Origin of the sequence: Dyadobacter sp., from assembly GCF_039919315.1 — a bacterium.
Taxonomy (GTDB): domain Bacteria; phylum Bacteroidota; class Bacteroidia; order Cytophagales; family Spirosomataceae; genus Dyadobacter.
Map to the genome: position 1 here is coordinate 131,341 of NZ_JBDSFX010000021.1, position 19,159 is coordinate 150,499.

The 19,159-nt window shown below is 41.5% G+C and carries 16 protein-coding genes; 9 read left to right on the forward strand and 7 right to left on the reverse strand.

The annotated features are described in order from the left end of the window. Positions 1 to 27 precede the first annotated feature (27 nt). Genes tssK through ABIO93_RS06290 form a run of 4 tightly spaced genes read left to right on the forward strand, consistent with a single transcriptional unit; the run spans position 28 to position 2,399 of the window. Positions 28 to 1,095 carry a type VI secretion system baseplate subunit TssK gene (gene tssK / locus ABIO93_RS06275; protein ID WP_348065567.1) on the forward strand — a complete coding sequence of 356 codons (1,068 nt, stop codon included), beginning with the start codon at positions 28 to 30 and terminating at the stop codon, positions 1,093 to 1,095. Between the two features lie 4 nt (positions 1,096 to 1,099). Next, positions 1,100 to 1,399, forward strand: coding sequence for a PAAR domain-containing protein (locus ABIO93_RS06280; RefSeq protein ID WP_348065569.1), 300 nt, complete (start codon positions 1,100 to 1,102; stop codon positions 1,397 to 1,399). Positions 1,400 to 1,422: 23 nt separating this feature from the next. Next, the gene (locus ABIO93_RS06285) at positions 1,423 to 1,902 is read left to right on the forward strand and encodes a hypothetical protein (protein ID WP_348065571.1); all 480 of its coding nucleotides are present in this window, start codon (positions 1,423 to 1,425) and stop codon (positions 1,900 to 1,902) included. Positions 1,903 to 1,916: 14 nt separating this feature from the next. After that, positions 1,917 to 2,399, forward strand: a complete 483-nt coding sequence (locus ABIO93_RS06290) for a hypothetical protein (protein ID WP_348065573.1) — start codon at positions 1,917 to 1,919, stop codon at positions 2,397 to 2,399. Positions 2,400 to 2,405: 6 nt separating this feature from the next. On the opposite strand, the gene ABIO93_RS06295 is transcribed toward ABIO93_RS06290, so the two are convergent. After that, positions 2,406 to 3,185: a LuxR C-terminal-related transcriptional regulator gene (locus ABIO93_RS06295; protein ID WP_348065575.1), complete on the reverse strand. Its 780-nt coding sequence runs from the start codon at positions 3,183 to 3,185 to the stop codon at positions 2,406 to 2,408. A gap of 268 nt (positions 3,186 to 3,453) precedes the next feature. On the opposite strand from ABIO93_RS06295, the gene ABIO93_RS06300 reads away from it, so the two are divergent. The 3 genes from ABIO93_RS06300 to ABIO93_RS06310 all read left to right on the forward strand — a co-directional run bounded on the left by ABIO93_RS06300 (position 3,454) and on the right by ABIO93_RS06310 (position 7,819). Next, positions 3,454 to 5,385: a 7TM-DISM domain-containing protein gene (locus ABIO93_RS06300; RefSeq protein WP_348065577.1), complete on the forward strand. Its 1,932-nt coding sequence runs from the start codon at positions 3,454 to 3,456 to the stop codon at positions 5,383 to 5,385. 65 nt (positions 5,386 to 5,450) lie between these two features. After that, positions 5,451 to 6,077 carry a response regulator transcription factor gene (locus ABIO93_RS06305; RefSeq protein ID WP_348065579.1) on the forward strand — a complete coding sequence of 209 codons (627 nt, stop codon included), beginning with the start codon at positions 5,451 to 5,453 and terminating at the stop codon, positions 6,075 to 6,077. A 629-nt stretch (positions 6,078 to 6,706) separates the two neighbouring features. Further along, positions 6,707 to 7,819 carry a hypothetical protein gene (locus ABIO93_RS06310; RefSeq protein ID WP_348065581.1) on the forward strand — a complete coding sequence of 371 codons (1,113 nt, stop codon included), beginning with the start codon at positions 6,707 to 6,709 and terminating at the stop codon, positions 7,817 to 7,819. A 45-nt stretch (positions 7,820 to 7,864) separates the two neighbouring features. Here ABIO93_RS06310 and ABIO93_RS06315 read toward each other — a convergent pair whose 3' ends face one another. From ABIO93_RS06315 to ABIO93_RS06330, 4 genes are all read right to left on the reverse strand, one after another. Then, complete coding sequence (locus ABIO93_RS06315) at positions 7,865 to 8,572, reverse strand: DUF6602 domain-containing protein (protein ID WP_348065583.1); 708 nt, start codon at positions 8,570 to 8,572, stop codon at positions 7,865 to 7,867. 120 nt (positions 8,573 to 8,692) lie between these two features. Continuing rightward, entirely contained in the window at positions 8,693 to 11,263 is a 2,571-nt protein-coding gene (locus ABIO93_RS06320; RefSeq protein ID WP_348065585.1) for an N-6 DNA methylase, read from the reverse strand. Between the two features lie 10 nt (positions 11,264 to 11,273). Further along, positions 11,274 to 13,802 carry a DEAD/DEAH box helicase family protein gene (locus tag ABIO93_RS06325; RefSeq protein WP_348065587.1) on the reverse strand — a complete coding sequence of 843 codons (2,529 nt, stop codon included), beginning with the start codon at positions 13,800 to 13,802 and terminating at the stop codon, positions 11,274 to 11,276. A gap of 158 nt (positions 13,803 to 13,960) precedes the next feature. Next, positions 13,961 to 14,164, reverse strand: a complete 204-nt coding sequence (locus ABIO93_RS06330; protein WP_348065589.1) for a hypothetical protein — start codon at positions 14,162 to 14,164, stop codon at positions 13,961 to 13,963. Positions 14,165 to 14,218: 54 nt separating this feature from the next. Here ABIO93_RS06330 and ABIO93_RS06335 point away from each other — a divergent pair, with 54 nt between their 5' ends. Further along, positions 14,219 to 14,506: a hypothetical protein gene (locus ABIO93_RS06335; RefSeq protein WP_348065591.1), complete on the forward strand. Its 288-nt coding sequence runs from the start codon at positions 14,219 to 14,221 to the stop codon at positions 14,504 to 14,506. Between the two features lie 244 nt (positions 14,507 to 14,750). Next, positions 14,751 to 15,746 (forward strand): hypothetical protein, encoded by a 996-nt coding sequence (locus tag ABIO93_RS06340; protein WP_348065593.1) that lies wholly within the window; start codon positions 14,751 to 14,753, stop codon positions 15,744 to 15,746. Between the two features lie 22 nt (positions 15,747 to 15,768). Here ABIO93_RS06340 and ABIO93_RS06345 read toward each other — a convergent pair whose 3' ends face one another. Together ABIO93_RS06345 and ABIO93_RS06350 are read right to left on the reverse strand one after the other, a co-directional pair. After that, complete coding sequence (locus ABIO93_RS06345; RefSeq protein WP_348065595.1) at positions 15,769 to 16,803, reverse strand: hypothetical protein; 1,035 nt, start codon at positions 16,801 to 16,803, stop codon at positions 15,769 to 15,771. A gap of 12 nt (positions 16,804 to 16,815) precedes the next feature. Next, positions 16,816 to 19,149, reverse strand: coding sequence for a hypothetical protein (locus tag ABIO93_RS06350; protein ID WP_348065597.1), 2,334 nt, complete (start codon positions 19,147 to 19,149; stop codon positions 16,816 to 16,818). Between the last annotated feature and the right edge of the window lie 10 nt (positions 19,150 to 19,159).

Here is a 19,159-nt window from a genome sequence, read left to right on the forward strand (position 1 = left end):
CATCCATTTGTTAATTGGCGTGATGGCATGAAGATCACCCAGAAGCATTTTGTTGATCATGATTTTGCCATCAAAGATTCGATCAGGGATATCTCAGCAATTCAAATCAATAATCATAACTACGGACTGCTTTCAGCTGACGATGGTTTGACTTCGAGCCTGACTTCACCGGTATTTTCGGGTGATGTCATCCAGATCACAACATGCCGGGGCATTACCCCCGGCGGGGTGCGATTAGAATGGACAGCTTCGAAAGATCATCCGGCACTTACATTGTCCCTGCTTGAGTACAAGATGAAATTGGGTACAGCGGGCGTGTTTTACGTGATCATTAAAGCAAACCCGTTTCAAACTATTGAGATCGGTGATTATGAAACTGCCGGATTGGGCCGGAGACCTTACGTGGCTGTTAAGCCCAGCCTCGATTTGTTGTCGGTCCATGATATGCTTTCAGATGCTTACAGTTTTCCTATCTGCAGAATACGGTTTGAGAGCCAGCGGTTTTCTATTGATCATGAATACATTCCGCCGTCCGTCCACATTCATGGAGAAAGTTTACTTTGGTATTATGAAAGCTGCGGGACATTATTCAATAATTTTCAGCAACTGGCCATTCAAATTGTGAGAAAAATTGGCGGAATGCAGAGCCGCAGCAGCATTGCCGCCGATATCCACCGGATTTTGGAAAAAATGCTCATCTTCTGCGCCGGATCAGTAGACCATTACCACTTGATTGTGAAAGAGTTGCCGCCGATTCACATGGCAGAAGCTTTCATGAAAATGGCCCGGATGCTGAGAATTTCATTTGACAGTCTTCCTGAGGCCAACTCATCGATGCTTTTTAATTATTTTCACAACAATATCGCTGGTACGACCAATATTTTTAAAACGCACATTTCCGCTGCTTCCAAATCCATGATCGATTCAATGATCGATAATGTGCTGGTGAATGAATATAATCATAACGACAGTACACTGCTTTTCGACAGTATTGTCCGTTTTCTGGATTTCATGGAGTTTTTCTGTCAGAAATTACTTCCTCTTAACTACGCTGACAATCAAGGGGGCTGGGATATTTACGGTAAAAACAAATAACGCTATGGGAAGTTTCGCTGCCAGGATCGGGGACATGCATACTTGTCCAATGGTAACTCCCGGGTTACCACCCATTCCTCATGTGGGGGGGCCTGTGATAGGGCCTGGTGTTCCCAATGTATTAATAGGCGGTCAGCCCGCTGCGCATGTTGGAGACATGTGCGTCTGCATTGGCCCGCCTGATTCTACTATTATGGGCTCAACCACCGTCATGATCGGTGGCGCTCCTGCACTAAGGGTCGGCGATACAACTGCCCATGGGGGTGTTATTGTAGCTGGGTGCCCCACTGTGATCATTGGATAACTAAGAAAAAAACGACACGTCGCATGAGCAGGAAGTATTTATTCATCGGCTTAACTTTGGTATTGCTGGTTACAATGGTGGTAAGCTTTTATCTCACTGCCCGCCATCAGGTAAAGAAGGGTGATAGTTTGGAGTTTTCAGCCAGCGATGAGAATACATTTCTTAACGGGATGAATAATTTAGACAGCCTTTATAACGAATTGGAAAAGGCAGTTTACAAAAGGGACGTCAATGCTACCGCGCAAATAAATGTGCTCTGGGAGAGAAGTAAGGATGATTTTCTTGCAAAACATCAAAAAAATCAGATGGCATTGCAAATGGCCAATGAAGTGCTTGAAAATTTCCGTAACCGGATCAAAATGATGAAGGATTCGTATAAAGTCAAATCGGCATCGGTTATGAAGGCAAACGAAATAAACGAGGCCATTCAAATTGAAAAGACTAAAAATGAGCAGTTGAAAACCGATAATGTTCTGATCAAAGAAGCATTACTCAAACTATGAATTAAGATTTACCTATGGAGGCCGAAAACATTATAGCAAGAAAGAGAAAGATACAGTCCTTCGCGGCAGTCTATTCCGGACTGATCTTGTTGTCACTTTTTTTCTGCTATTGGGGTTTCATTAAAGTCCCCAAAACTTATCATGAGGACCGGGTTATACGGACTTCCCAGTTGACGGATTTCTTAAAACAGACCCAGGAAGTTAAGCAGCTGACCCTTCAAATACAGGATTCTCCAGATGTAAAGCAGTCGTCGGTAGTGGCTTATTACGAATGGGTAAATAAGCTGAAGAGCAATTATTCCAGTAAGATCTTCGTAAATGTTCTGGACAGTTATTTGAAACAAACAGACGATACACAAAACAGAAGAAATAAGGATACTACGCTTGTAAGCCTCGAAAAAACTTACATAACGATTAAAGGCCAAAATGAACAACTATTGGCAGAGAACCTGAGATTGCAAGCTGAGTTATCGGAAAAGAAAGCGCAAACGAAGTAGGCCGGGCTATATAAGATGATAAGCTGTTAAAAAATTCAACAATTCCATAGTATCTCCCATATCCAGTTTTTTGAGCATATTTTGTCTGTGGGTGTTTACTGTATGGACGCTGATAAACAGCGACTTGGCGATTTCCTCGCTGGTTAACTGTTTCCCGATCAATCGGGCAATTTGAAGTTCCCTTCTACTCAGATTTTCTAACCGGCGACATTTGCCTGTTTCGTTATTTACCTCGAAAATTAAGTCTTCCAGCTGGTCGGTAAGTCGTAAATGCTGCCTGTTTTCCCGCTTCATACTTGTGATGTTTGAAATAAGGGCGAGTAAAAATACGATATGACCATCAGAATTTCTTTTTAACGAAACTCCTTCCTGCACAACCCTGTTAATGCTGCCATCTTCACCGACCATTTGGAAATCGAACAGTGCCTTAAAGGTTTTTAACCTTTCTGTGCTTAGTCCAGAAACATGATCTGTCATAATCGAAGACATTACCTGGAGGCCATCGAAATCGGCAGGTTTAAGGTTAGAAAGGAAAAATCCTACACCTCCCTTTAACAAAACTTCTGTATCCCACCCACAAACGGGCTTTGACTCACCGATACAACTGATGTAGACCATACGTTTCAGATCTATAATTGCCAGGGAGGAATTTCTCACGTTGAGAGCTTCCCGAAGGAGAGGGCTATCGTTTAAAAATCCACTTATTTCCGCAATATCCGATTCAAGTACGTCTGACTTCCATATTTTCCTAAAGGAACTCAAATCAAAAGTGTTTTCTTTCTCCACAATTAGCCGATTATTTCAAGATCCTCGCACAAAATACTGAATAATGAGTATTGCTTTGCTAATTATGGCAACGGATATTTGATCCCGCTTCGAAAACATACAAAATGAACTTGAGGATTGCCAGTTTAGTTTGCTTTTGACCTTTAAACCGCTTTTGGAATCACAACTAACGACTGTTTAGCGAATGCAAATTTTTTGTGACAGAGAATAACATTTATTGCGTAAATTATAGGATTAATTACTACCTCCTCTTAAAAAGACATTGAATGTGGAAAAACCTCTACTTGCTTTTTGTGCACGTCCAATAAAAAAAATTGAGAAAGATAAAATTTCGTGCGGTTATATATTCCTGACACTCACATTACTTCTTCTTTCCGAATGCCGGACATGGGCCACTCCGGTACCAGTTGCAAGTATTCACCAATTTAGCGATCCGTCGGGAAATTCTTCTTTTCAGCAAATTCAGGGGAAGCCGATTGGCGATTGGCTAAAAGTAACTTCTCCGAATTTCGGAAAGCAGGGCGGCTATGGCTGGGTTAAATTTCCTTTGCATAGTGCTGAAAATCAATCCCTTTGGATCGAAGTGCAAAGCCATTTTATAGATTCGCTAACCATATTTATCACAAAAGATGTGGCCGGGGCGTCGAATGTAATTACCACAATGTCAGGCTTTGACCATCAACCCATTAAGCATAGGTATTTTCTGTTTCCGGTATCTCTTGAAAAAAATGAAAACTATGTAATCTTTCTGAAAGGGTTTGTCCGGGCCCCTGATGTATTGAAGATTCCCGTAGCAGTGTGGAAACCCAGGTCTTTTTTAGAATATAATCGTGTTGACAACTGGGGCTGGGCCTTGTTTGTAGGGGCAATGCTGGTGGCTATCATATTGAGCCTGATCAATTTCGGCTTGAAATATACAAATATCTCATATCTCTATTTTGCGGGTTATGTGGGTTTTATTAATGCATACGCACTTCTGAATGACGGCTGGGGTTTTTTTTTACCTTCTTTTCTGAATTATCTGGACCAGAATACTTTGCTGGGGCACTGGGTCAATATTGGAATCGGATGTTTTATGTTGTTCAGCGGGAAATTTTTAAACATTCAGGAGTCGAAACGAAAGTTGCTGGCAGGTTTCAATCCACTATTCATCACACTGGCGGTAGAAGTTGCAATTTTTGTTGTTCATTTAGGAGAATGGACAAATAGTCAGATTTTATTTTTTGTAGGGTATAATGCCGGGCTGATTCTTGCTTTCGGGTACCTTTTGTGCTGGCTGCTTTTTGTTAAAGACGCAGTCGAGCGTGGTTTTAAACCTGTTTGGTTACATGTCGCGAGCGCGTTTGTCTTCATTTCGTTCTTTTGCCTCAACACTATATTTGTCAATACTGGCTTCCTAACAGAAGCAATTCCGGACATGCTCGTGCTCCGTTATGCAATTGCTATTGACATTGTTGTCATTCTCATTAGCTGGGTTTACAGGCAACGAGTTGTTGAACAGCAGAACACCGTGCTTGAAATAGAGTACATGTCGCAAAAGAGAACTGTTGAGGAAGCTATATATAGGCAGAGAATGGAGGAGTTAAAGTCGAATAACTTCGAAAAAGAAATCCAGATACAAAGAGTGCGCCTTGCGAGGGACCTTCATGACGGGATTGGTTCAGAGCTGACCCATATTATCAATAGATTAGATATTCTCGCATTCAAATCCAATCAGCAGCAGCCTCTTCTTTCATTGGGAGACTTCACCAGGGCCACAAACCAAAATCTTCGTGATACGCTCTGGATCCTGAACCAGGAAAATATCACCGCACAGCAATGGTATGAACGGACATTGGCCTGGCTTACCAAAGTGTGGGAAGACAGGGAAACTCCGCAATTGCATACCGAATTCAACTACGCAGATGTATTTAATCTCGGCCCGACAGTAGCGAATACGATTTTTCGTGTTACACAGGAAGCTGTAAATAATGCATTGAAATATGCTGATGCCGAGCATATCGTCTTCTCACTGCTATTCCAAAATACCGTGTTGATCTTGACTATCTCTGACAATGGAAAAGGTTTCGATCCGGAACAAATACGCCGGGGCTATGGACTTGCAAATATGCAGGCCAGAACAGAGGAACTTGGCGGGAAGTTTGCGTTGATATCTGATAAACAGGGTACAGTAATCAGGGTAGAATTGCCTGTTGTCTAAGTAAATACGTCATTTGACGTATTTACTTAGACCGCCGCATATCCGTACTTTGAAAAAAAAACCAAATGGCAATTTCTGTTGGTATAGTTGAAGACAATCTTGAATTGGCCGCGATCCTGGCAGAAAAATTATCGTTAAGTGACGATCTCAATGTCATGTTACAAGCACGAAATGGAAGGGATCTCTTAGAGAAGCTTAGCATGCAAGCGTTACCCGATGTGCTTTTAATGGATATTGAAATGGACGAAATGGACGGCGTCAAGGCTACCAGGGAAGTCAAACGTATGTACCCGGGAATAAAAATAATTATGCAAACGGTCTTTGACGACGATCAAAGGCTGTTTGAAGCAATTACTGCGGGAGCTTCTGGTTATTTGTTAAAGGACGAGAAACCGGCCCGTTTGATTAATGCAATAACAGAGGTGCTGGAAGGAGGATCTCCGCTGTCACCAACTATGGCTACCAAGGCCCTGGAGTTACTTAGGGGTAAAAATGATGTAAACGTATTCGAAATCGGATCATTAACTCCAAGAGAAACCGAAGTGCTGGATTACTTGCAGAAAGGCTGGCGTGTGAAACAAATTGCAGAAAAGCTGTTCATTTCCGAAAAAACAGTTAGAAAGCATTTGGAGCACATTTATGAAAAGTTACAAGTGCATGATAGCAGAATGCTGATTATTAGAAGGCAGTAGAATGGATATTCTTACATGCTTTGGTGTCAAAATTCTTGGTTATTCCTTTCGTTTAGAAGGTTTCGAACCCCCGGAGAGAAGGGATTCGAACCTTAGTAATCAATAAAATTCGACGGATTTTTGCCATTAAAAAACAATTTTGTAATTTTATCGAAAATATCGATTGTTATGCATTGATAGTCAGAAAGTTATATGCTTAAATCGGGTATTTTTTGAGTGAATGTCGTGAATCATGGAACTAGGAAATAAGGGCAGGCAACTATTTGTAATTGAATTAGTTATCTGACTATCCCCGATCCCTCTCTCTCTGCCGAGAGTGCGTAACGTACAAAAACCCCGTTTAAACGGGGTTTTTTGGTTTTTGGGCAACACCAAGACGTTTAAAAATTCCCATAAAAAACTTCGGGTTGATTTTCTTTTTTAAAAGTCCGATCCAGATTAGCAGATGGAATGCGCCATATTGGCTGCTACTCATAGAAGTAAGTGCCTCATCAAAGCGGACTTGCCGGGAAGGTAATGCTGGACTTTTTTATTTAGCCTGACGTTCCCATTTTTCGGATTGCTCATCGGCATCATGCGTAGTTGCCAAATAGCATATTTGCAGCTATCTTGTTCCTTTGAAAACGCAAATGGCTTACTACATCACGATATTCTCTCCCGACACCTACCAGACATTCACTGAAACCGAGCGATCGATTTCCGGTTTTCGTGAATCTCAAAAAACGCAGGCAAATGCCATCAAAAAAGGGGATAAGCTCATTGCTTATGTGACCAAGTTATCCCGCTGGGTTGGTATCCTGGAAGTTACGGGCGACTACTTCATAAGCAACACACCGGTTTACAGCTCAGAGGATGATATTTACACACTGCGGTTCCCGGTGAAAGAAATCGCATGGCTCCCGTTTCATCAGGCGCTTCCGGTGGATAATGAGGAATGTTGGGCCAGCCTTTCGTTTACTAAAAACCTGCCCAAAAAGAGCACCGCATGGACCAATATGGTGCGGGGAAACTTACGTCGTTTTGAAGAGGAGGATGGGAATTGGATCGAATCCTATTTAAAAAGACAACTATCAACTCCCAAGCGTTTTCCGCTCAGTGAAAGTGATAATCGAAAGCTGGTCACGTTGACCGTCAAAACGCAGGAAAGTAAGGAAGTCGAAGTGTCGGTACCGACGAAGGAAGAGCAGGAATTTGCTCCGAAGTCTGAAAAAGAGGATGTTCGCGAGTCGATCCGGGTTCAGGCAATGCTATCGAGAATTGGCGAAAGAATGAAGTTGAAAATCTGGCTGCCGAAAAGTGACAGGCAGAGAGTCCTGGCAGTTTGGAAACCTGAAACCGACTCACTTCTCACCACGCTGCCATTGAATTATGATACCATCACGCTTCGAACCATTGAAAATATCGATGTACTCTGGATCAAAGGCCGGTCGATCGTTCGTGCTTTTGAAGTGGAACACACGACTTCCATCTATTCCGGCATCCTTCGAATGGCCGATCTGATGGCCCTGCAACCCAATCTTGACATTAAAGCCCACATCGTCGCCCCAGCCGAACGGCGCGAAAAAGTGCTGCAAGAAATCTCCCGTCCGGTTTTCGCGCTTTTAGAGAAAGGGCCTTTGAAAGAGTCCTGCACTTTTATTTCCTATGAGGCAGTTACTGATTTGTCTTTGGAGAAGAGGCTTGAATATATGAATGATAAGGTGTTGGATGAGTATCAGGAGCGGGCGGGGGATTTGGATTGAAAAGCTACCGCCATTCTATGATAAGTTCTCTACCCAACGGCCCACTCATCGCATCAGCAAACTCTTCACGAGTGATACGAGATCTCTAATGATTGGATCGTACGTTCCTCTGAAATATCTCGCTTCGATTTCAAGTCCTTTTCTCAGAAATAATTGGTTCCGTCCCTGCATTTCCAATTCCTCTTCTGATTCATCCCCGTCAATTTTGTCAAGCAATAAGATAAAGTCAATAAAAGGATACATTATTGGTGAGGGCTCTTCTTTTGAGTCAAAATAGGTTGCGGTAGCAGAATCGTAGTCATGACCACAGCGCTTCATGATTGCCTTTTTGCCTAATTCGGATTTATAGGCAAACATTCCGCATATTATGTTCGGGTTTGCTGTTTTTATTAGTTTAGCTGTTACGTTCAAGTCGTTTAGATATGTTCCAGTCAATGTACTTTTAACTTCAATCATCATTAAGCAGTCTTCTGGATTGACTATTACATTTCCTCTGTTGCCCAAATCAATTAGCTCCGCATATTGCTTAACAAGAAGAATGTCCGCTTGTCCGCTTTGTCCCTCTTTTCCAAGAGCAATAAAACCTCGTTTTAAATGGGAGGCACAATTCTGAATAGATTTGTTTAAATACTGAATAATGAAATCTTCACGGACTTCTCCTCTCGTCAAATGATGCTTGATAATCTCAGAGATTTCGTGCTGAGCGAGCAAAAGATTTTGGCTGTAATGATGATATTGCTCAAATGGTTCCATTACCCTAAATTAAATGGTCTTTCCAAGAGGACATAATGTCGACAACGAGATTGGCCCATTGCCAACCAGAAAGGCAACTCGATGATATTGGTTTGTGATATTTTTGTCATACGCTCATGGTTATTCTCCCCAAACTTTTGTGATCCTATCTTTTATTTTTTGTTCAAAAATTTCAATCAGTTGTTTATTGGCATTTACCAATTCCTGTTCCTTTTCGATTTTGGCTACGATTTGGCGTTGAGTTTCGATATCCGGAAGAGGTATGTTCACGGAAAATAATTGTTTACGATTGATTTTAGGAATGCTTGCCCGCTCGTAAAAACCTTTTATAGCATTATTGAAATTATCTGAAAGCAAAAAGTAGAATAGATATTTCAAATCCAATTTCTCATTGGTAACAATTGGATACATATCAGAACTACAATATCCCTCGAAATCTGTGAAGATAACTTTATTCAAATAAGGTCGAATTTTACTGTAAAGGATATTTGTTCCGGAGAATTTGTAGACAGGCCCATTTACACCTTGCACTTCACAGTTTTCTTTTTTCAGTAGAATGCCAGTATTTGATTCAATGCTATCCGCGCCAATGTAAGCTAGCTGAGCATCAAGTTCTCTGACGAGTTCACCATTGATCGAACAAGCTTTCCCCAACTCCACCATCTCCCAATCCGGGTCAATGTCAATCTTGGGTTTGTAGTTGGCTACTACGGCTTTAGCTCCATCTATGATTTTTTGGAAGCCTTCAATTTCGGCAACAATTTCTTCCTGAATGGATAAGGGGGGAAGTGGGATTTCAAGAGTTTTGAAATTTGAAGTTGAAAGTTCTTTGAATGTACCGCCAGTAGCCATTGAATTCATTTTATCAATTAGCCTTGTCATCATCAATGCGACAAAATAAGTGTTGGCTTTATTAAAGTTAGTGATGATAATATTCTTAAATCCCTGATTAGTAGAGCACTCAACTTTATTTATTGCAATTCGTCCAATTGTAGCCCTGGTTGAAACAATGATAGAATTTGGGGGTAAAATTTTTGCCGAAGAGCTCTTCAAGCCTTCCTCTGTGATTTTTCTCTCGGTTGATTCTATTGAGGAAATAAAATTTGATTGAGGCAAGTCCACTAAAGTAGCCCAATTATTATCGCCATTCCAGTATTCATCAATACCGGAGCTTGGAGTTCCTCCTGAAACAACTTTGAAAATGTCTTCGTTTGATAATTCTACCATTTCAAAGTTAGAAACAGTATTAAGGATTGACTTATACCGCTCTCCGCCCAAATTGAAATCTCCGTTCTTAGCAATTTCGGTCTTCGGAACAAGGTGGCCGATAGTAGTCTCCTCAAATTCTCCCGTTTCAACAAATTTATGGGCTAGTTTTATCGCCTCCTCTAACTGACTGCCTTTTACGGCTGTCCGCTGTGAACCAAGGTTATAACCGTCATTATTAATTTTGATAAAAAGGATTTCTTCTCGCTTTTTGGCAACTTCTTTATCCATTATAAGGATGGAAGTCTTGACACCACTGTAAGGGTTAAAAACACCTGCTGGCAAACTCACAACTGCAAATAGATGGTTCTCCACTAGCATTTTTCGTAACTCTTTGTAAGCTGTTCCACTCTGGAAAATGATGCCTTCGGGAACAATGATGCCAGCTCTTCCGTTTGGATTTAAATGTTCAGCTATGTAATCCACAAATAGCACTTCACTTCTGTTGCTGGTAATGGTGAACTTCTTGTGAGGTCTTATTCCACCCTTAGGGCTCATAAATGGCGGATTTGCCAAAACAACATCAAAGCTTTCATTCCATCTCTCTTCGCTGCTCAGTGTGTCATACTCGTGAATGTTCGGGGTATTAAATCCATGTAAATACAAATTCACCAAACTCAATCGCACCATGTCGGGCGAAATATCATAGCCCACAAAATTTTGAATCAGCTTTTTTCGCTCGTCAGGTGTAAGTTGGTCACCTAAGTTATTGAATGGCTTCCTGTCGAATTTGTTATACTCGTAAATATTCAGTTTCTCTTTATTATCTTTTGAGTATTTGAGCAGTATATGCTTGTAGGCGGAAATTAAAAAGCCTGCGGTTCCACATGCTGGGTCCATTATTGTGTCGCCTTTATCAGGATCAATGATGGCCACCAAAAAATCAATGATGTGTCGTGGTGTTCTGAATTGCCCCGCATCACCTTGCGAACCCATTACCGAAAGCAAATATTCAAAGGCATCACCTAGTTTTTCGCTGTGGGAGTATTCAAATTCCCCAATCGTTTTCAGAAATAGCTTTAATGTTTCTGGATCTCGGTATGGCAGATAAGCATTATTGAAAATGTCCCGAAAGAGTTGTGGAATGTTTGGGTTTTTCTCCATTCCTGCAATGGCTTCCGAGTATAGCGTAAGCATTTCCGAAGCTGTCACTTTGGGGTGCATCAGATGGCCCCAGGCATATTTGCTGAATTCAATTAGTTTATCTTTATTTCGATCATTGGGAAATTCAGGGTCTGGTATTTTATAATCAGAAAAGAATTTGGCGTCACCCCCCAATTCAACTGCTTCTTTGTCCATGTCGTCCATGAACTTGTATATTAACCCAATTGTAATTTGCTCAATTTGAGCTTTTGGATCGGGAAGTTTTCCCACTAAAATGTCTCTGCAATCGTCGATTCTTCTTTTTGTTTGTGTATCTAACATGAAATTTTTGCTAAGCAGCGAACCGCTCTAAATTGATATAATCCTTAATGTAAACAGGAATGACATCCCTGTATTTGTTGGTAACTGCCTTGAACTGTGAAATCGTAAGTGTTGGATGCGTCTGCAAGGCGTGAAAATCTTTGGCCTCAATAATTTTCCGTATGTCCTGGTCGACTATGTAGGCCTTAAAAAAATACTTTAATGCTCTTAGATTAACATCTTCCTCAGGTGGATAAATTGAAATAAATTTGTCAAACTCTTCTTCTAATAGGTCGTCTTTCGATTTGAATTTAGGAATGATACCGAAGACTTTTTCTACTACTTCACGAATAGAAATCTTACGGTCTATCCCAGCCGCTTTTCTTATTTTTTCAAGGTTGAAGTATTCAGAAGGATTGTCGAAAATCTCATGTTGAATGTGGCTAGCAACTTGTTCCCAGTTTCCGAGTTCTACGTTTTTCTTAATGATATCGTCCATGATAATGCGATCCCCAAACTTCTTAAACAGCTCTCTATCAATACGCATTCCTTCATACCCGATTGATTTCTCTGTCAAAGTATGCAAAGGGTCGGGTTGGTAATTTGTGAACTTATCGATATCAACTCCACCGCCACCAGTCGCGTTATTTTCTTTCTTAGGTTGAGGTAGCTTTAATTTTTCATCGTAGTTAAACTTTTCTTCAAAATACTCGCAGTTGGCGAAGAAGTCGAACAGATAGAAAATTTCCTTCTCCTGTCGAATGGCTTCTTCATCGTTCAACTCATTTTTAAACTTGTATTCAAACGTATTCTTTCGCGTTCCTCTGCCTTTGATCTGAACAAAGTCAGCTGGGCTGAAAATCGGTCGCATCATGCAGATGTTCAATAAGTCAGTACAATCGTAACCGGTTGTCATCATGCCAACTGTTACGCAAACCCGTGTTTTACAGGACTTATAACCTTCTAGCCAAGTTGTCTTTCCATTTAAATTGTTATTGGTGAAATTAATTGTCATTTGTTGAGCATCACCTACTTGTGAGGTTATTTGAACAGCAAAATCAGAATTGTACTTTCCGGGAAAAAGTTGCTCGGCAAACTCATTCAATAATTCTGTTATTTTGCGTGCATGATTTTGACTCACTGCAAAAATGATTGTTTTGCCGATCTCCTCTGTGATTGGATCACGCAGCGCATTTTCTAAAAAGGTTTGGCAAAAAACGCTATTTGTCTTGTCAGAGAAAAATTTCTTTTCGAAATGGCGAGGGACAAAAGTTTCCGTTGCTTCTCCTGTTTCGGTTGGAATTTCGACCGCATAACCCTGATCTGAAAGTAGTTGAGTGGTAATTTCGGTCCGGGCATCCAAAACCTTTGGGTTAATCAAATACCCATCTTTCACACCATCAATCAAGGAGTAGCGGAAAGTTGGATCACCGCCCTCACAGCCGAAGGTTGAGTAAGTGTCACGCAACATTCTCCGTTCAGTCTCTCTTGGATCATTTTCTTTTACCTTATCAGCTTCAACGCCTTTCAGGAAGTCTTTGGGAGTAGCAGTTAGTCCTAATTTGTAACCATGAAAGTATTCAAAAACGGCTCTGGCATTTCCAGCGATAGAACGATGCGCTTCATCTGAAATCAGCAGGTCGAAATCAGTTGGTAAAAAGTCATATCGAAACTTATCATTGTGCATTAATGACTGGATGGTAGTTACCAGGATATCTGCTTTCCTCCAATCACTTCTGTGCTCTTTATATATTAGAGTAGTGTAATCAGGTTTAAGGTAATTTGTGAATGCTTTCCAGGCTTGGTCCTCCAACTCCAGACGGTCAACCAAAAACAAAACTCTTCTTGCGTTTTGGGTTCTTAGAAATAGTCTGATCACCGCCGCCGAAGTGAGTGTTTTTCCAGTTCCAGTTGCCATTTCAAAAAGGAATCTGTCTTTACCTTCTGCAACATCACCTTGCAAAGCCTGGATCGCTTTTAGCTGGTAAGGCCTTAAAAATCTTAGTCCGTTGGACCAAATAAAATCTCTACTTGCCTCAATGCTCCCGTTCCATTCTGGCTTTTGGACATAGTCGGGCATTTGGACTTTGACGATGTAATCAGCAGTTGCTTCTTCGGCAGCAAGGGAATTTCTGTCAGGATTCCAGTTTTTAATTGCTCCAATTTCTTCTGGAGAAGGAAATTTAAAAATCGGCTTTGGATTTCCCTTGGTCGTGTCCCATAGATAATGGACAATTCCATTGGAAAGTATTACATGTGTCGCGCCAACGGTTTTAGCATATTTCCTAGCCTGCTCTTTTGCGACAAGCGGGTGAAGGCTCTCTTTTTTTGCCTCAAGAACACAAATCGGTTTGTTATCAGTATCAACAAGAAGAAAATCCAAACAACCATTCTCGGTCTTCTCATAGTCGTTGCCCCATGCATCGATTTCGCGCTTTGTTATTTTTACATGGTTTTCAAGCAGAATGTTTGCTCTCCCTTCCTCTGTATCAAAGAATCTCCATCCTGCTTCTTCAAGAAGTTGATTTATTTTAATTCTTGCATGAGCTTCATTTTTCATTTTCGTTGAAGAGGATTTGTCGAGCGTTGGTAAAGTTAAGCTTATTGTTTTTGTTTGGCTTTACGAGGAAGTGCTACAAGAACCAAAATTACTCTTAAAGACAAAATCTACTGCAACTCACCGCTCACCGCTCAAACTTATCATCCGATCATTGCGATTTATTCATCCCTACCGCTTTGTGTCGCCAGTTCCCCCAGTGCAACCGATAGTTCAATGATCCAATCTGGTTCAAATCTTTCCCCTATATTTGCCCCGCAAACGTTTTTGATTAATAAGTATGGAACAAGTAATAGTAACCAGGAGAAAATGGTCTTGGAGAGGCATACGGGTGCAAGTCCCGAAGCCTGGTCGATGTGTTCCATCGCTGACGTTTGCAGTGACCTCTCCTTTATTCATTTACCAAAATCCATTTCACCATGCAAACGTCGAATGGCGAAGGTGTTGGCGCGAACGAACATTCGACCAACCCAACGAATGATGCACGTCACGCATCAAATGTCGGCGATCCGCTGACGCAATCCCAAGCCGAGTTTTGGTATCTTGTAGAATGTCAGGGCTGTAAGGAGCTGGCGCATTCGCTCAAAATGGTTCACGATCTGGCGCTTTATCATTCGGATGTTCCGTTTGATACAGCTGAAAAAACTGCCCTTTTTGATCTGAAAGTACTTTGGGAGGGTTTTGAAAGGATGGGGGAGAAAGTTTAGGAATTGGAGGACTGTTGGCGACAGTCCTTTTTGTTTTTTAGGTCAGCATTCGAGAGGAGATCAGGCAGTTTGGCGATGCCTGAAATGTATTCAGAACATGCTTATTTGTCAATGATTAACCTAATTATGTCCGTTCGATAAGTTATCCAATACTCGAAAGCAAAAAAAGAGTCGAGGGTCTAATTGCCTGCAATTCTCTACCTATCTTACGTTCCATACTCCCAACCTCTACTATTTTCTTGGAATGAAAAAATTGCTATCAGTGTTTCTGCTGTCCCTTCTTTGCGGATACTCTCACTTCCTTTATGGGCAGGCATTTAACAGGTTCTACAAGATCCGACCCACAACGACATTAGTTCACGTGCTCTACGAACCTTGCGAAAAGGATGTGACTACCGTGACGCAAAGGAAAGTAATGGGTGAGGACGGGAATGAAACGACTGTAATTATCTCCGAAACTGTTAGAAAGGAGTATTCGAAATTAAAAACCAAGCTCGTATACGCGCCGGCCGTTAATTATAAGGGAAGAAAGAGTGGCGGTTATACTCGGGCAAACCTGATCCAGAACGCAAAGGGTGATTCCATCGAGGTGGAATTCTGGTCTATGGATAGCCGAAAAGGAGAAGCTTCTTTTAAACAGCTCGCAGATAGTTTATACGTTGCTAAAAATGCAAATGACCCTATCCCAATAAACCCTTCAGAAGCAGGCAAATATTATTTTGTATTCAAGAAACGGAAAGATCTAACTTCCGCTCCATTGTACGTCCAAAGATTCTCGTATCGACAAGTCGAGTTTGGAGCTGCGACGATGCCGCTCAAATATCGCTTTTCAAGAACAAAAACAATGGATGACGGGCGAAAGGTTGACATTCCGGCTGACGTGTCGACGGAGGTCAATGTCGGTTTTTATACGGGTGTCAAATGGGGAAATTCGTCATTTTACAGCGATACAAAGCGCAGCGGAGAGCATTTGGCATTTATGGCATCATTGTTCACCGGCCCGATCAAAATCTCACTTGCTGCCGATACTCTTGATAATACTATTAAGAAGAACTCCAATCAGCTTGGCTGGCAACTCGGTCTCGGCGGCTGGCTTGGCATAAAAAAGATAGAACTGGGCTTTTTCGGCGGCATCGATTTTCCATTGTCAAAAGAAGGTAGGAAGTGGGATTATGCCTACAAGCCCTGGATTGGATTTGGGATAGGATATAAATTGGGGATTCTGAAATTGGATAATTGAAATTCGACTCCCCAATTCTTCCTTACCTGGCATTTACAACCAGAGTTGCTTTTGCCCCCGAAGTTAGTGTTATCGATAAAGGTCTCAGGTATCTGAGAGGAACGCTGGCAGATAAATTACCACGCACCCCAACAAAATAGGTCATTGCCTCCAAGCCTTCAAAAGTTGATTGTCCCTTCTCGTTTGTTGTTTTTTTGTCAACATAGTAGGCAGTTTTCGGGTCATCAGGATCGTAAATGGATTTGGCCTGACTAAGGCTGCTGAACAAGTATACATCAACGCCTTTCAATGGATTAGATAATAAATTGCTCGCATCTCTCACGGTAACCGCCAGGCGGGCATTGGGAATATTTGGCCGAAGAGTCAGCGTTGTTATATCCGACGGCTTCTTGTCCTTCTGATTTAAAGCGTCATCGACAGCTACCTGTACCTGGTTCGTGTAAAGTGTATCTTTAGATGTTTTGAGCCTTCCGACCACGAAGAAATTTCCTTTCAGGAGATTATAAAAAAACGTGACTCCTTTCGAGTTGGTTGTCGATTGCCTGACAACTCCGTTGAGGCCGGGGTCTTTTATCGACAATGCTTGTGCTTCATTTTCAAACAGAAAGATTTCAGCATCTTTCACTGGCTGGTTGGAAGGAGTAGGACCTAACAGCATTACTTTTAAGATGCCCAACGGGTATTGCGGGTTCAATACCAACGATGTTGTTCCGTCGCCATCTTTCGGTAATGCGTTCAGATCAAAAGAACCCTGATAGGAAATTCCAAGAGTGTCGAATTTGGCTACAAGATAAATTCCTTCTTTTTTTGTTGGTTGATGGCTGATCGTAAAGCTGCCGTCTTTTGCTACGTCTGTCTTAAATAGATACGTTTCGGCGGCCGCATTGTTTGCCAGATAGACGGTGCCACCGGAAACAACCTTTTTCGGGTTTTCCATAAATCGGTCCTCAATCCAAACCTTACCTTTAACAGGTTCAGTTTCGTAAATGAGCGCCTCCTTATTACATCCGACCAGCGTAAAAATCAAACAAAACAGGTATTTATAAATCGTCTTCATATCTGGATTTTATTAAAAGAGCTTAACTAGGCTTGTTACCACACTCGGATCAATACTAATCCCTATAAAAAGGAAAGGTCTCAGGCGTTCGTATTGGTTTTGGATCGAACCATTTTGAAGTTCATATCTTTTTGGGAAAATGAAGTTCGCGCCGGCCTGCCAGCTCAAACCCGGAGTAATGTCACTGCCTGCTCCCAGATAATAGTTCCGCAAAAATTGATGTCTCACACCTAGTCCGCCTGTAAAAAAGAAGGTGTTTGCGAAGCTGTTTCCTCGCAGCAGGTTCGCATTGGTATCAAACTTATTGCGGATCAATTTGGTAGTTGCACGGTCTCTCACCGTATTGGTCATCCAGGGATAAAACTTGACACCCGCTAATACTTCAAAGTTATCAAAGTCAGTCCCGGATCTGAAAGTGCCGGTGGTATCATTAAAGACCGCGGCGCTTCTGTTGCCAAAAACGTAAGCAACTCCGACGGAAGGTATCCATTGACCTAGATTATGCTTTGTAAAAGTCTTTTTAAAATCAGGCTCCTTTTTGTCATTGACATATCCTGCGTATGTTACTTTTTTAGACGAATCCAGTGTATCGGTCGGGAAAAGCAATTCAGTACGGAATGTCGGGTCAAGATCATCTTTTAGGTCAATGGATAATAGCGGTTTGGTTTGACTGAGCAGCCAGTGGAGCTGGTACTGGGCATGCATGTATTCGGCGACGATTTGGGAGTAATCGACGTAATCGTAAAAATCAAAATCGGTACATAATTTTTTTACGTAGTCAGCTTTGTTTATCCTCCCTTCGAGGTATGCCCGTGTTACCGATCTGGCTTCATATGGAGGCGCTTTAAAGAATTTTATAAGTTCAGATTTAGGACTAAATAAATAGTTATATGGACCCGCGTTTAAAAGATTATTCACACCATTGACAGATGATACAGCTTCTGCAATGCCGCCTAGTGCTAGTTCGATGATTTCATTAAATTTTGATTTTGGTTCAAAAGTGACCTCTAAGGTTTTCAGGGTAATTGTATCCCCCGCCGGTATATTATGGACAAGAACAACTACCTGATCCGATCCTGCGACCAGATTTGGTAAATCAGATTTTGATGTATGAAAGCGGAACCGGTCGGCCGCATCGTAATGATGCATCCAGTTTATTTTTTCCGAATTGGAAGTGACCCAACTGTATTGGTAAAGGGCCTTACTTTTAATTGATTTGGTTACAATCCATTTTTTATAGGTTGAGAGGAGTACGATTATTTTTTCTTTCTTTTCTTTCTGAATGTCTAACTCCTTCGTTAGAAATTCGAGCTCAGCCAGTGCCCTTTCATATTTTAGCTTATTTTCTTTGCAACAATCAATAAAAGTGTGGAGCACTTTCTGCTTTTCTTCGAGCAATGCAATGGCATTTTCAACTTCTGCTGTCATAGCAGCCGGATCAGAAACAAGAAAGGGATTTAATAATATTTCGCCACCAGTGTACCATAGCCATGACTTGATCCAAAGGAAATTTTCAGCCATGACTTTGTCGTAAAAACTCCTGATCGTGCCGAATGAATCGTAGATATTCACTATCTTATTTACAACTTCCAAATTAAACCGGATCGTGTTCTCAGTTCCTTCCTGAATGTTTTTAAGGCTATCCGCATCCAAAAGAGCATTTATCTGTGGGGCAGATCCGTTAATAGTAGTAGCAAGATCTTTTAAAATGGGATTGTAAGATGCAGGCCATCCTTTATAGTATTTACGGGTGGCGTCCAAATGAGCAGAGATAATTTGGTTGTCGAACTGTTGTTTAGTGATAGTGCTACTACCAACCAAGCTGTCATCCTGCGATGAGATTTCGTTCACTACCGCCGGAATAGCTTCTTTTCCCTGCAATAATCTGAGGGGCAGGTAGGGCATAGCTTCGTTATGCGCAAATACTTTAATAGCGTCCGCAGAAACAATATCAGATAAGTTATTGAAAATGAGTGGAGTTATTGAGTTGTACAACGAATCCTTCCAATATTCTTGTCGATAGGTTGCTGCTAGCCATTGTATGAAGCTGGGATCATTGAAGGGAGGTAGTAATTTTTTATTGTAAGTATCAATTGTTTGGTACGTAGCGAGGCTAGCGTGGAGCAACTTTATGTTCCTAAACAATTTCGACTCAGAGTGTTTAAGTGCATCTACATTAATCACGGGCAACTCTCCCGGAAGAATCACCGAAACTTCCGGTATTGAACTACTCTTAATTTTTCCTTCAGAATCGAATATGATTGTTTGATCATGTTTTGCCGTTTTCTGAGCGAAAGCGATACATTGGGAAAGGCAAATCATCGAGAGAACGTAGAGAATTTTCATTGAAATAAGG